Origin of the sequence: Wolbachia endosymbiont of Diaphorina citri, from assembly GCF_013096535.2 — a bacterium.
Taxonomy (GTDB): Bacteria; Pseudomonadota; Alphaproteobacteria; order Rickettsiales; family Anaplasmataceae; genus Wolbachia.
Genome location: NZ_CP051265.2, coordinates 938,117 through 951,319 on the forward strand (window position 1 = coordinate 938,117; position 13,203 = coordinate 951,319).

12 protein-coding genes and 4 pseudogenes are annotated in these 13,203 nt (G+C 33.6%); 8 read left to right on the forward strand and 8 right to left on the reverse strand.

Annotated elements, in window-relative coordinates; genetic code table 11:
- Positions 1-109: 109 nt before the first annotated feature.
- The 3 genes from HGO49_RS04315 to HGO49_RS04325 all read left to right on the forward strand — a co-directional run bounded on the left by HGO49_RS04315 (position 110) and on the right by HGO49_RS04325 (position 3,243).
- A complete protein-coding gene (locus tag HGO49_RS04315; protein WP_172758382.1) occupies positions 110-1,309 on the forward strand; it encodes a hypothetical protein in 1,200 nt (399 codons plus the stop codon).
- Between the two features lie 324 nt (positions 1,310-1,633).
- Entirely contained in the window at positions 1,634-1,807 is a 174-nt protein-coding gene (locus HGO49_RS04320; protein ID WP_017531996.1) for a hypothetical protein, read from the forward strand.
- Between the two features lie 26 nt (positions 1,808-1,833).
- Positions 1,834-3,243, forward strand: coding sequence for a hypothetical protein (locus HGO49_RS04325; protein WP_172758381.1), 1,410 nt, complete (start codon positions 1,834-1,836; stop codon positions 3,241-3,243).
- Positions 3,244-3,470: 227 nt separating this feature from the next.
- On the opposite strand, the gene HGO49_RS04330 is transcribed toward HGO49_RS04325, so the two are convergent.
- The 4 genes and pseudogenes from HGO49_RS04330 to mraY form a co-directional block, all read right to left on the reverse strand.
- Entirely contained in the window at positions 3,471-3,737 is a 267-nt protein-coding gene (locus HGO49_RS04330; protein WP_172758380.1) for a GIY-YIG nuclease family protein, read from the reverse strand.
- Positions 3,730-4,589 (reverse strand): annotated as a pseudogene (locus HGO49_RS04335) (IS982 family transposase). Before HGO49_RS04335 ends, HGO49_RS04330 begins: the two are co-directional and overlap by 8 nt.
- A gap of 71 nt (positions 4,590-4,660) precedes the next feature.
- Positions 4,661-5,263, reverse strand: a complete 603-nt coding sequence (locus HGO49_RS04340) for a ribonuclease HII (protein WP_017532356.1) — start codon at positions 5,261-5,263, stop codon at positions 4,661-4,663.
- A gap of 5 nt (positions 5,264-5,268) precedes the next feature.
- Positions 5,269-6,249: a phospho-N-acetylmuramoyl-pentapeptide-transferase gene (mraY, locus tag HGO49_RS04345; RefSeq protein WP_026092679.1), complete on the reverse strand. Its 981-nt coding sequence runs from the start codon at positions 6,247-6,249 to the stop codon at positions 5,269-5,271.
- A 155-nt stretch (positions 6,250-6,404) separates the two neighbouring features.
- On the opposite strand from mraY, the gene HGO49_RS04350 reads away from it, so the two are divergent.
- Complete coding sequence (locus HGO49_RS04350; RefSeq protein ID WP_017532358.1) at positions 6,405-7,400, forward strand: hypothetical protein; 996 nt, start codon at positions 6,405-6,407, stop codon at positions 7,398-7,400.
- Positions 7,401-7,460: 60 nt separating this feature from the next.
- Positions 7,461-8,012 (forward strand): DNA-3-methyladenine glycosylase, encoded by a 552-nt coding sequence (locus tag HGO49_RS04355; RefSeq protein ID WP_017532359.1) that lies wholly within the window; start codon positions 7,461-7,463, stop codon positions 8,010-8,012.
- Positions 8,013-8,219: 207 nt separating this feature from the next.
- Here the strand turns inward: HGO49_RS04355 and HGO49_RS07335 are convergent.
- Both HGO49_RS07335 and HGO49_RS04365 read right to left on the reverse strand, forming a co-directional pair.
- Positions 8,220-8,456: pseudogene (locus HGO49_RS07335) on the reverse strand (helix-turn-helix domain-containing protein); the annotation flags it as partial.
- A gap of 148 nt (positions 8,457-8,604) precedes the next feature.
- Complete coding sequence (locus tag HGO49_RS04365) at positions 8,605-9,603, reverse strand: Mrp/NBP35 family ATP-binding protein (RefSeq protein WP_017532360.1); 999 nt, start codon at positions 9,601-9,603, stop codon at positions 8,605-8,607.
- Between the two features lie 360 nt (positions 9,604-9,963).
- Between HGO49_RS04365 and HGO49_RS04370 the strand changes: the two genes are divergently transcribed.
- Positions 9,964-10,119, forward strand: a complete 156-nt coding sequence (locus tag HGO49_RS04370) for a hypothetical protein (protein ID WP_017532361.1) — start codon at positions 9,964-9,966, stop codon at positions 10,117-10,119.
- A gap of 43 nt (positions 10,120-10,162) precedes the next feature.
- Here the strand turns inward: HGO49_RS04370 and HGO49_RS07550 are convergent.
- A pseudogene (locus HGO49_RS07550) lies at positions 10,163-10,252 on the reverse strand (hypothetical protein); the annotation flags it as partial.
- A gap of 95 nt (positions 10,253-10,347) precedes the next feature.
- Here HGO49_RS07550 and HGO49_RS07340 point away from each other — a divergent pair.
- Positions 10,348-11,211, forward strand: a complete 864-nt coding sequence (locus HGO49_RS07340; RefSeq protein ID WP_017532362.1) for a WD_0033/WD_0034 family tandem repeat-containing protein — start codon at positions 10,348-10,350, stop codon at positions 11,209-11,211.
- 79 nt (positions 11,212-11,290) lie between these two features.
- Here HGO49_RS07340 and HGO49_RS04380 read toward each other — a convergent pair.
- Positions 11,291-11,673 (reverse strand): annotated as a pseudogene (locus HGO49_RS04380) (IS4-like element ISWosp8 family transposase); the annotation flags it as partial.
- Positions 11,674-12,177: 504 nt separating this feature from the next.
- Here HGO49_RS04380 and HGO49_RS04385 point away from each other — a divergent pair.
- Complete coding sequence (locus HGO49_RS04385) at positions 12,178-13,032, forward strand: ankyrin repeat domain-containing protein (RefSeq protein WP_017532364.1); 855 nt, start codon at positions 12,178-12,180, stop codon at positions 13,030-13,032.
- Positions 13,033-13,203 lie beyond the last annotated feature (171 nt).

Genomic DNA, 13,203 nt, shown 5'->3' on the forward strand with positions numbered 1-13,203 from the left:
GCATAAATGTAAAAATCTCAATAATTTGTTGATATTTTTTAAGATTAATACTTATTAAATACTTCATATTGTAAGATTGAGTTATTGCGTTTTATAGACTTAAGATAAAATGGTAAAAAGCTTTGTAAACAATTATAGAAACAGTAATTCAATTAATGGAGAAAAAGCAATAGAAAATTTTTTAATCAATAACAACGAGGAAGACGGTAGCTCAATCTTCATTAATCGAATCAGGGAGCAAGATCTCTCTGCAGAGCAGAAGCTCAATGAATTAAAAGGATTCATTGAGGAGCTTGCTAGGAAAGCTGAGTTCAAGAAAATAGAGCTTGAGCGTCAGGCTGCGAGTTGCATTGATGAAACATTATCTCAAGTAGAGCTACAGATAAAAGATAATGAGGATTACTTTACTGATAATAATCAAGGGGTATTCGCAAATTTCTTTGAATCCCTCTTTAATCTTTTTGAAGTAAATGTAGATCCGAGAGTCTACAAAATGCTCAAGGAGAAGAAAGAGAAAAATCTGCTTCTTTCGATAATTAAGTTTTTGCGTGATAAGTTTAAGGAATTAGTCAAAAAGATCTTCAAAAAAGATTTAAGTTGGGATAAAAGGCTAGACAAAGAGATAAAAGAATTGCAGGAGAAATTACTCAGTGGTGGGTTATCTCCGGAAGAGGAAATAGCAATACTCGAACGTTTGCAAGCGTTGCAAAATTTAAAATTGAAGCTTCAAACTTTCTTTGTTGGCTTTGTTATTGCAATGTTTGCAGAAATTTTTGCAGTTGATTTAGCAGCAGTAGTAGAGCAAGATGCAACCGAGAAAAAGGAAAACAAAAAAGCAGAAAAAACAGAATCAAAAGAAGTTCGTAAAGAAGTAGAAACAAAAGTGAATGAAATCACACCAATTTCCCTATTTGATTTTTCATCTCAAGTTCCAATGCCAATCACTCTGAGTAAGCAAGAACGTGCTCTTTTACCAAAGCCTATAGAAAAATTAGTGAACATTCCGCCTAAACCTGTTATAAATCACAAAAATAGTGAAGTACAAAAACAGGAAAAAGTGAATAAAAAAGAAGAGAAAACTGAAAAACCAAAGCTAGCTGTCTGTCCACCTGCTCCACAGCAAAAGGAACACAGGAGAATTAGAAGAAATAACAAAGAGAGGGATACTTATGGGACGAAACGAATAAAAGAGCCTTCTGCTAAGAGTCAGCAAAAAGCTGCTAATGCTGCTGTGGAACTGCCAGGAGGATTAACTGGTGGTGTAAGAGTTGAAAACCACGCTTCTTCAGTCAAAGAGAGAGGTGTGTAAAGGTTCTCTTTAATTTGCGTGTGATTTCGGAGTGCTTTTTTTTAGTGTGTGCTGCTCATCTTTATTGTCATGCCAATTTTAAAAGGGTGTCATTTAAGTAGCCCTTTGATGTCATCCCAGTGCGTGACACTGGTTTTTATCTGGATTCCAGCATCAAGTGCTGGAATGACATTCATCCCATTACCTACTCTCTTGTCATCCCAGTGCAAGCACTGGGATCCAGAAATATAAAAATGATAAATAAAGTTTATGCAAAAAAACTGCTTGTGCTGATAATTGATTCTTAATATACTCATTACATAATATTTTAATTTAGAGGTTGATATGCATGGTAACAATGGTTCAGACAAAAGAGTATTTGATAATACTGCTCCAGGAGGAGGAAGGGTTGATCTGAGTAAAATAAATCCAAAGAAAATAGATGATTTTAGAGACATGATTAGACGTGAAGAGGAAAGAAAGAAAAATCAATCTAGTGGTCAGGGCAGCAGTAAATAATTATATTAGTTTAGGGGGGTGGCGTTATGCCTAATAAAAGTAAAATAAATCGAGAATTAGTAAAAGCGTTTAATAGTGTTCTTCTTTCTGATAATACTGCTATTACTAATCTCACTATAGAAAAAGATCATGTTGTTCTCTCATTTGATAAAAATATGAATATTGATCAGCGCAGAGAGTACTTGAGCAATATGAGAGAGAGCATAGTAGAAAAGTTTTGTGGAGATGAAAGTGCTGCCAATGATCTCTTTTATACAGACTCTTTTCCTTTTAACTTTAATCAAGGAAAATGGACTACAGATAATAGCAGACATAGGTTTTCAGTGCCAATTGAAAAAGAGGTAGTTTGTAATCTAAAATATTTGCTAGCTAATGAACTTATACGATTTACAATAGCACGTATTATAGACGATCATCCTGATGAAGATTATGTGAATGACAATGTATTCGATGTGAGCTTTGACAGAAAATCTTATTTATACTGTAAGGGCTTTGATGATCAAGAATTACAAGACTCTTTTGTAAAATCATTCTTATTGAGAATGGAAAGTTATGAAAATAGTCCTAAAAGATTTAAGGATTTTTTAGAAGAGAAGGGGAATTATGTATATCTAAAGAAAGGCGTTTTTGATGATCTTAAATTCATCAAAGACATAGTAAGGCATGAAGCACACTTGACAGGTCGTTGTTTTGATACTCCACAAGGCGAGATTGGAGTTAATGACATGATGAAATTTACAGTGGTTGATTTGTTTCGTAAAGCAAACATACAAGTTGATTTTATGGTGCGTAATTCTTACTTAGGGGGTGATGAAGATTCAGTTTTAACTCCTATTGTAAATGATAGTAATGGTACTAGATATTTAACAAGAGAAGAAGTGAATCATGTTAATAATATGTTTGGTATGGATGTATTAAATAATGTTGAAGCTTATACTTCGCAGAAGTCTCTATTGAATAGTGATAGTAAAGGATTGTACGGAATAGATTTTGCTAACCCAGACATTGCTTACTGTGTGATGGATAAGATCATAGAGAGCTCTGTAATCAATGAGGATTATAAACTATCCATTGATCCTGCGCGTGTGCGAGCTATGAAACCACAAACTCTTGACCCTTCTGAAGAAGAAGCAGAGATAGATGTACCAAGTGTAGATAGTGGCTTTGATGATTCACCTAAGAAATCACATGCTGGAAACTTAAGCAAATTCCTTAGTCCCAACTACTGTGGTGAAGATAAAGGTGGGGATGGTGCTTCGGGTAAAGATAGTGGCTTTGGCGCTTCTTCAGCACGATCTTCAGCACGATCTTCAACACGATCTTTTTTTAATAAGCCCAAAACAACATTTGACCAACCGTCTGTATCACAGTCTGACCAGTGTTCTGCAAAAAAGCGTACATCAATTAGTAAAAAATCATCTTGCTGTATTTCATAGCTAAAGGAAATTAGACTATTTGAGGACGAATTGTGAATGAAAGTTTATGTATCCGTTCAGATGTATGTCAGACCATTGCTTTCTTGTCATTAAAGTAGCTTCGTCATCCCAGTACTGGAATCCAGGAGAAAAAAGAAGAGTGGATGTCGGCAGTGTTAGCTACTTTTATGACATCTTTCCTGGTCTGTTTGATTACAGTATTCATAAAGTTGTGTACTCAGACACTGTCATCCAGATAAGATTTCATCATATAAATCTTTCCATTCTTGATTTGTTTTTTCAATTAAGTTTATTTTCCATTTTCTCTGCCAGCTTTTTAGGAGTTTTTCTCTACTAATTGCTAAATTTATGTCTTGAAATTCTTCAAAATAGACTAATTTACAAATATTGTACTTTGACGTAAAACCAGAGATGGCTTTGCTTTTGTGTTCCCAAATTCGTTTAGTCAAATTTGACGTTATACCTGTATATAACCCCAGTTGCGGATTAATCAATACAGTAAAATGTAGAAATAGAGGGCTTTTTAGGCTTCATAGAATATGAAACTAATGTGGAAAAGATGTGCACCAAGAAATTTATTGGAGACCTGTGTCTTGAATGCTCAAGATCAAGTCTGTTTTTGAGGTAACCAAAAACTGTTTCAATAATCGACCTTTTTCTTAAAAAAATCTTTTCTTCAAGAAGCATTAATGTATTTTTCATACCTTTTTTTACTTTGGTAACGAGTTTTATTCCTCTATCGAAGAGTTTTGCAAAGAGCTCTTTCTTTATATAGCCCTTATCACCAAACAAAAGACCAGTCAGTTTTTCAGTTAATTTTGGTACTGGTTTTCTGTCGTCAACGTTACCTTTAGTCATTGTAACTCCTTGAATTTCACCTTTTTCATTAATTACCATATGCAATTTAAAACCCAAAAACCAGCCATATGTAGTCTTTCCAAGCTTTGCCAATCCTTTGAAAACTTTGTTTCTTGAGATTCTTTTTGGATGGCAAACAGCGATAGAAGTTGCATCTATGTACGAAATTCCGGTCATTTTTGACTGCTCACAAAGCCACTTTAACAAGAGCACTAAATACCTTTTAGCCTAATAAATCTACTATATGTTGGCAAATTTTGAAACTCAGATCCATGTAGTGCTTTCAAATAATATGTATAGAAAGATTTAAAGTCCTCACATCTAGATTGTTGATAAAGTAAAATTATAGTAAGAATTTCAGAATGCGTAATCCCTGGCGTTCTGGTAGGTTTTTTACTGTTTGGCAGGAGTTTTTCTGCGAAATTTTTGTTTATAGCCTTGCAAAAATCGTCTACAAAGCAAAATAATTCTGTTACATTTTTATTCATGGGTAACCTCTCTATTTTTTGATAATATGTTTCCGGAGTTTACCCTATTTTCCTGGCTTTTTCACTGACTTCTAATCCTCAACTGGGGTTCTTATAGGTGCAAAATTCTTTCTATGGTGCTTCGTAATTCCATGAAGGCCAATAGCGCTGAGGTGTTCTTTTGTTCCATATCCCTTATTTTTATGCCAATTATATTGAGGATGTTTATTATGCAATTCTTCCATAAGCCGATCTCTTGTAACTTTTGCAACGATTGAAGCAGCTGCGATTGATATACTTAAGCTATCACCATTCACTATAGATTTTACTTGCCATTTTACTTCAGGTGGTTGATTACCATCAACTAGCACATAATCTAGTTCTAGATTCAAGTTTGCCAATGCACGTTTCATTGAAAGCTTTGTTGCTTGCAAAATATTGTATGAGTTTATTTCTTCTACGCTTGCCATTCCTATACCAAATTTTGCAACAGACGTTATTTTTTCGTATAGAACTTGCCTACACTTAGGGGTTAGCTTTTTTGAGTCGTTTATTCCATCAATAACCGTATCTCTATCAGTAAATATTACAGCTGCAGATATCACTGGACCGGCAAGCGGACCTCTTCCTACTTCATCTACTCCTGCTATAATTCCTGATAATGTATTTTCTAATGAAAAGTCTGGATATTTCATAATTCCTATAATAAGAAAGTTAAAGCAAAAATCGAACAAGCAATAGAAATTATCCAAAATTTTATAACTATTGTATTTTCTGACCACCCTTTCTTTTCAAAGTGATGATGTATTGGTGTCATAAGGAAAATTCTTCTTCCTGCTCCATATCTAAATTTTGTATATTTAAAATATGATACCTGAATAATCACAGATAAAGTCTCTATTACAAAGATTATTCCAATAACGGCAAAAAGCATTTCTTTTTTAATTAGAACACTAGTGAGTCCTAAAGCTGCACCGATTGATAGGCTTCCAACATCACCCATAAATATTTTTGCTGGATGTGTGTTAAACCACAAGAAACTTAAAATAGCTCCTATAAATGCAATGCAGAATAAAGTAATGTTTACATCTGTCTGAGTGATGTATGCAATTAGCCCCAAAGAAGCAAAAGAAGTAATGACTTGAGTTGCAGCAAGGCCATCTAGGCCATCTGTGAGATTCACAGCATTAGCAGAGCCGACAATTACAAATGCAGCAAACGGAAGATATAGATAGCCAAGGTCGATTACTATTTCTTGAAATAAGGAAGTTTTTGTGAAACCTTCAGCAGTTTGTAGCTTAAGTATAAACATACCGACCAGAGCAACGGCAAACTGAACGAGTATTTTGGTTTTCGCACTTAAACCTCGGTGGTGATTTGTCTTCAATTTTAAACAGTCATCAATAAATCCAAGCAGAGCAAAAAATAGAGTTATAAATATCAGCAATGAAATTTCTGGTGTTAATTGAATCCAAAACAGAATTGGTAGTAGAGCAGAAGTGAGTATTATTATTCCACCCATAGGTGGTATATTCTTTTTTGTTATTAAATGACTTTCTGGTCCATATGATCTGATTGGTTGTCCATCTTTACTTATCTTTTTTAGAAGTTTTATAAAATAGGGAAAGAGAATAAACCCAAAAATAAATGAGATAAAGAACGTCTTTGTAGCTAAGATCACTTGCCTATCCAAATTGACTAGGTATTATACCAAAAGCTTTACCTAACCTCAATTTATACCTTTTTAGCAGCTCATTTTATTTATGATAAATTAGTTGTTGATGAATTATGACAAAATTTGTATGCTAATATTTTGTTAATGGTAAGAGGTGGCATATGTTAGATCATATTAAAAAGCTTTTGTGGGCTACTACAGTACTTGATAATGAGAGTAGAGTTAAAAATTCTTACACGCATATAGTAGAGAAACCTTCTTTTGGTGATGCAGCTTCAAAGTTGAGTAAGGAAGAAAGGTCAGAAGAGCATCTTGTTCTTCTAAAAGGTAAAAGCAATAGCTCTGGTACAACTGTAACAGAAGGATCATCTAGTATTCAGAATGCAGCATCAGGCAAGAATAAGCGTGGATATATCAAATTAGACAATGATGAAGAATGGGATGAATTCTTTGAGTTACAGAATGATCCAGACACTAATACTACGAACAAAGAGCCTTTTTCTCCGAAGAAAGGAGAATCTTACTATCATGGCAAAGAGATCATAGGTAAAATTGCTGACCAAATTAAAGCAGAGATATCTGAAGGTATGAAAAATCATACTATAGGATCCATAATGATAAAAGAAGGCAAAAGGGAAGGTAATATTGTTTACCCCACCGTGAGAGTTGTGCTACATACCAATAAAGAAGGAGTAGATATAGCTAAACTTCTAGGCGGTAGTATATGTAAAGAGTATGGTGTAAGAACAATTACATTTTGTCATCCTAATCAAGAAAAAAAGAGAGGGGCATGTTGCTATATTAATAATGATAGTGATAATGAGGAAAGAGTTTATGAAATAATTAGTGGGTTATATGAAATGACTTTAAAGTGGTATGTTGATGGAAGAGAATGCAAAGTTAAAGTTAACATTGATGGTAAGAATGGTGTAACTCTCCTTGAAGGCAACGGTGTTACTGCAGAGCAGTTGCGTGCAAATAAAGAAGTCAAAATAGGTAAGAGACGTGAACCAAAATCTTTATATGAAGCGTTAGCACCACAACTGCAACAAAGAAGCTCTGAATCAGTTAAAGTTCTGCAGCAGCCTACAACAAGTATGGAAAATGCAACAATAACACCAACTTCTACTTCTCAAGATGTATTTTTGACTAGATAAATGAGAAAAAGCAAAAATAGTATAAGTTGCTTACAAATGTAAGTAACTTATACTTCTATGATGAACAACACAATACTACCAAGAAATTTCTATGAACGACCAACTTTAACCGTAGCTGGGGAGCTTTTAGGAAAAACGCTAAAATTCTTTAATTTTAGGGGAATAATAACTGAAGTTGAAGCATATATAGGAATGGATGATCCAGCTTGTCACGCAGCAAGAGGATATACTAGTCGAACTTCAGTAATGTTTGGTACGCCAGGGTTTTCATACGTATATTTTATATATGGAATGTATTATTGTCTAAATATTGTAACAGAAGCAGAAGGATTTCCAGCAGCAGTATTAATACGAGGATTAAAGCTCACTGAACCACTTGAAGAAAACTTAGGAGGACCAGGAATACTGTGCAAAAGACTAAACATTACAAAAGAACATAATAAACAAGACCTTACTGTAAGTCATGAATTTTGTCTCTATGAATATCACCTCAAACCAGATTATGTGTGCACTCCAAGAATCGGAATTAGTAAAGGTAAGGAGAAATTTTGGCGATTTAAAAGTTGCGTTTTAGCAGAAATGCCTAAAATCACACTCGACAATAAATATTAGACCTCCTATATAACCTAGATAAAAAGGCAAATAGCCTTTATGTTTACCAACAATAGACTTCTTGGATAACCTAAGGATATTTTTTGATCTTCTATGGGGGAGTTGAACATTTTTATAAAACTTTTGCATACCCCTATTTAACTTTAATAGCTCTTTATCTTCCTGAAATCTGGATGTTTTATCAATGCATCTTCTATTCAGCCGTTAGCAAGCACTTTCACTTATTCCATAGCTTTGCGCTATATGGAAATATGTACGGTATTTACACAAATATTCGAGTGCTATTAATAAATATGCATTGTTTATTTGGTTTTCCTCCTTTTGCCTTTTTCTTGGCCTCTTCCTCTATTAAAATTTCTATTATTTTTCCAATGTTTTTCTTTTTACTCCTCTTAGTCTTCGAAGCTTCTCTTCATCAAGTTTATTTACCTGCTCAAAATTCATACCTTCCCTAATATTGCTTCTACTACTTGTTTCTTAAGTTATCCAAGAAGTTTATTGTCTGTTCAGATACGAGGTAGCTGCTGCCATTTGAAATATTTTATTCACCTAAAATTACATTCTACCTGTTTTAAAAGTAGTTAAACAAACTTTATGGACTGCATACACAAGACCTAACATCTTTAGCAATGCCTTCATAAATCCTTACTAAATCCTCACTTAGCATTGAAGGGTCTCCACAATCAGAAGCACGACATATTTGTGAATCCAGGGGAATTCTGCCCAAGAGTTTGATTTCTAACTCTTCAGACATTTTTTTTGTACCATCTTTTCCAAATATGTATATTTTTGAACTGTCTTGAACAAAATAGCTCATATTTTCCACAATGCCGATAATTGGCACGCTGAGCTTTTTGAACATATCATAAATTTTTCGTGCATCAATTAAAGCAACCTCCTGTGGAGTGGAAACTATTATTGCCCCAGTTAAGCTAAAATTCTCCATCAGACTTAAATGCACATCACCGGTTCCAGGTGGTGTATCAATGATTAAATATTCTATATCAGACCACCTTGTTCCCATTAGCAAATTGTAAAGTGCTTTTGTGATCATAGGTCCACGCCATATTGCTGCGCAGCCCTTATCAATAAAATAGCCAATTGAAATAGTATAGAGGCCATAATTCTCTATAGGCGTTGCTTTTCCATTCTGTATTTCTGGTTTTAATTTTTCAGTACCAAGCATTTTAGGAATCGAAGGACCATATATATCTGCATCAACTAGCGCAACTTTATGCTTTAATTTTGCGAGTGAAAGAGCAAGATTTAGCGCAACTGTAGACTTGCCCACACCTCCTTTACCAGAGGCAACGACAATTATATTTTTTACTCCTTCGATGTGAAGTTTAGCTTTTTGCTGCCTAGTTTGTTTTTGGCCAGTAGAGACTACAGTAACCTTTCCTACTCCCGGTATCGCCTTAACAGCTTCCTCACAATTTCTTCTTAATTCTTCATTTGCTTCAGTAACCTCAAGTGCGAAGCTAACATCTTTGCCCTTAATAACAATTGAGGATACTATGCCAACATCTTTGTCATTTTCTCGTTCTATGACCTTTGCTAAGCTCTTTCTTACAACTTCTTCGTTAATCATTGTGTATTTTTCTAGAACATGAATATACCCATTATAAAACTTCTTTAATATTAATATGCAATAATTAAACCACATTTATTTTGAAGTGAGGTTATAAAAAATATGTTGAACAATCAAAACTTAACACAAGAGCAACATAATTTGTATTATCAATTGAAAAATGCAATACAGATTAGAAAGAACATTAGTGATATCTTGTAAGCAACTTCAGTCGATAATTTATTAGCAGTTTTTACTACTACATATACTCAACAACATGGAGATCTGATACATACCTTCACACCACTTGTCTATGCTATATACGAAAATTATGATCAATACATTGATCCTATTTTAACAAAAGCTCAAGAAGGTGGTATAATGAAAGACATCCTTGTTGCTGAAAATACTCTTGATACAGATACTTTAAGTACTTCTGGGCTATATAAAACTATAAATAGGGATAAAGCTGATATTAACAGTAGATTAGTTAATGCATCTATTTTTCCTAGACTGCAAGAAAATAGCAGAATTTAATTAAATTATTAAGTAGTACTTGTAAACAAGCACTACTTTCTGATTACTCCTTATTCTTCTTCCTTCCTGCACGCTTGCGCAGACGTATAGATTTCGGCGTTACTTCCACCAATTCATTATCGTCTATATACGCTCTCTACAAAAACCCTTTAATATTACTCCAGTGTATATTGACACATTAATTTTAATAATTAAACTACATTAACTTTAAAGCGGGGTTACAAAAATATGCTAAATCAACAAAACTTAACACAAGAACAAAAATATTTATATTTTCAGCTAAAAAAGTCCATATGGAATAGAAGGAGCATCAGCGATATCTTGAAAGCAGTTTCAGGAAATGATTTACTAAAAGTTCTTATCACTGGATATACTACACGATTTCCAAGAGGTGGAGGACGCACTTTAACACTGCTTAGCCTAGCTATACATAGAGACAATAATGAATGTGTTAATTCTATTTTAGAACAGGCTCAAAACAATGGTATACTACAAGATATTCTTACTGCTGCAAATATTATAAACTATCAAAATGGTTCGATGTACACCTTAACATCACTTGGCTTTGCCATACATCACAATAAGCCAAGATATATTAATGATATTTTAACAAAAGCCCAGGAAAATGGTATATTACAAGATATCCTTGATTCTAGAAATATTGTACAGTATTTAGGTATTAGAGTGTGTGCTTTAACGCCACTTAACTTTGCTATATATAAAGGCAATAACGAATGTATCAATTCTATTTTAATACGGGCTCAAAATAGTGATACACTGCGAAATATCCTTACTTCTAAAGATATTGTGCAGCTTCCAGGTATGATGTATGTCATCAAACCAATTGCCCTTGCTATATATAAAGGTAATAATGAATGTGTCAATTCTATTTTAATACGAGCTCGAAATAGTGGCATGATACAAGATGCATTTACTGAAGTAAGTACTGTACTGTTTCCATATGGTAGATGTACTTTGAATGCTTTTGAGCTAGCTGTAGTTGTTAATGAGAACAATTCTAGTATTAGGACTGCATTAGATAATGTATCTATTTCTTCTAGATATGTTAGAGAAAATAGCAAAATTAATTAATTTCTTAGGTAACTCTTTCTTGCAAGTACTACTTTTTTATGTATCTGTTCAGGCAATGGCGTTAACTTAAGAGAATAAATTAGCAAGCTCTCCTAAAGACATGATGGCGTTTAGGCTTATCTACTTTATTGCAGCTATACAATCTTCACGTTAACTTTAGTGCTTATACTTAAAAAGGGCTTGAAAATTTTTTGGTTCCAACAAGCACCTGATAAAGTTTTTGTTTCATTATACCAAATAAAACTGAAAAATTTAAACGATACTCAGCAATTTGATCTGGGTTCCAAGGCCCTTGTGAATAACACATATGAAATATTGCGCATGACCAAGTTTGCACAAAATTCTTGTTTCTAAATTTATCCCAGAAAAATTCTCTAATTCTGCTTCTACTTTGGGTCGTTTATAGCACTCCTCTATGTGACACCTTAATAGATAAGCTTTACTGATATCTTCTTTATTGAAATAAAATAGAAACCAAAGGTCCTATTTTTTACAGTATTTTACTCCTTAACATCTTTCCTTAAGTTGACGCTATTGGACTTTGTTGCATCGCTATCTACGATGGATAAAAGATAAAAATGTAGAATATCAATAGCTTATTATTCTAGCATTTATAGTAAGGACAGTCAGTAAATATCTAAATTTAAGTAAAAGAAGTTTTACTATTATTCACTAATCTAGCTAGAATTCAAGAATTTCAATGCTTTAGCTATTTTAAGTAGAATTAAATTTACTAGTACAAATAATAAATTACTATTCTTAAATTTGGTCAGATTGATTGCAAAAAATAAGATTTTCAATAAGCTGCTTGTATAGTTAGCCTTTCATAGATAGTGATGCAACAAAGCCCGCTGGAATCTAGTTCATATTATATATTTATCTGATAAGTTCCATGTATGTGTAATTTATTCAAATTGACTTCTTATCATATAATTAAATATATTATTGAAAATTAAAGGTAAGGTTATGGCAATGGAAATTTCAAATTGGCACGAATTATTGAGTTTAGTTAATGTTGACAAAGATTTAAGCAAAGATAACGTAGTTGAAAAAATACAAAATGAGCTGAAAAGATATTCAAAGGAATATGAAGAGTGGGAAAAGTCTGGCTTTGATATAAATTATGTGTTTAAAGATGGTGAAAAAGTAACTCTTTTGCATTTAGCTGCTTCCTGTGACCTAGAAAATATAGTGAACGCTCTCATAGAAAAAGGTGCAAATGTTAATGAAAAAGGTGCAGGAGGAGAGACTCCTTTACATGAGATTACTCATCTTAAAAGTATAAACATAGCAAATATTCTAATAAAAAAAGGTGCCGATGTTAATTCAATAGATATGTGGGGAGAGACTCCTTTATGTGGTGCTGTTTTATGTGACAACATGGTCATGGTAGATGTTCTAATAAAAGAAGGTGCCGATGTTAATGTAGTAGATACATTTAGAAGAACTCCTTTACATTGGGCTGCTTTACGTGGCAATATGGTCATGGTAGATGCTCTAATAAAAAAAGGTGCCGATGTTAATTCAGTAGATATGTGTGGAGAGACTCCTTTACACTATCTTAATCGTCCAGCAATTAAGAAAGGGCAGATTGCTGCTGGAGCAGCTACATTATTAGGTGCTGCTATATCAGTAGCACTTTTTGCAGCTCGAACAGTGACAGCTGAGTTCATACCTATAGTTATAGCAGTGGTTGCAATTACAGTAGCAGCACTAACGGTTGGCAGTGTAACATATAAACTGTTAAAGCCTAATACTAAAGTTGATGGAGTAGCAGTCTTAACAAATGTGCATGAAGAAAGTGCTAGCATTACTTTATAGTAAGGTTTCCTAGTGTTGAGATTTTAGATCAGGTACTAAGTTGATAAATACGAAAGCTCTTTACAATATTTTTGTGCGAAAGGAAGTATCAGCTACTCGTATAATACCCATTTGTTCCTGTAGTTGTCTTTTTCCGCCTACCTTATTTTACCACTCTGCTGAACAGATACA

Coding starts and splice junctions, on each gene's coding strand:
- HGO49_RS04315 (WP_172758382.1), top strand. CDS start 110: ATGGTAAAAAGCTTTGTAAACAATTATAGAAACAGTAATTCAATTAAT.
- HGO49_RS04320 (WP_017531996.1), top strand. CDS start 1,634: ATGCATGGTAACAATGGTTCAGACAAAAGAGTATTTGATAATACTGCT.
- HGO49_RS04325 (WP_172758381.1), top strand. CDS start 1,834: ATGCCTAATAAAAGTAAAATAAATCGAGAATTAGTAAAAGCGTTTAAT.
- HGO49_RS04340 (WP_017532356.1), bottom strand. CDS start 5,263: ATGAAATATCCAGACTTTTCATTAGAAAATACATTATCAGGAATTATA.
- HGO49_RS04350 (WP_017532358.1), top strand. CDS start 6,405: ATGTTAGATCATATTAAAAAGCTTTTGTGGGCTACTACAGTACTTGAT.
- HGO49_RS04355 (WP_017532359.1), top strand. CDS start 7,461: ATGAACAACACAATACTACCAAGAAATTTCTATGAACGACCAACTTTA.
- HGO49_RS04365 (WP_017532360.1), bottom strand. CDS start 9,603: ATGATTAACGAAGAAGTTGTAAGAAAGAGCTTAGCAAAGGTCATAGAA.
- HGO49_RS04370 (WP_017532361.1), top strand. CDS start 9,964: ATGAAAGACATCCTTGTTGCTGAAAATACTCTTGATACAGATACTTTA.
- HGO49_RS07340 (WP_017532362.1), top strand. CDS start 10,348: ATGCTAAATCAACAAAACTTAACACAAGAACAAAAATATTTATATTTT.
- HGO49_RS04385 (WP_017532364.1), top strand. CDS start 12,178: ATGGCAATGGAAATTTCAAATTGGCACGAATTATTGAGTTTAGTTAAT.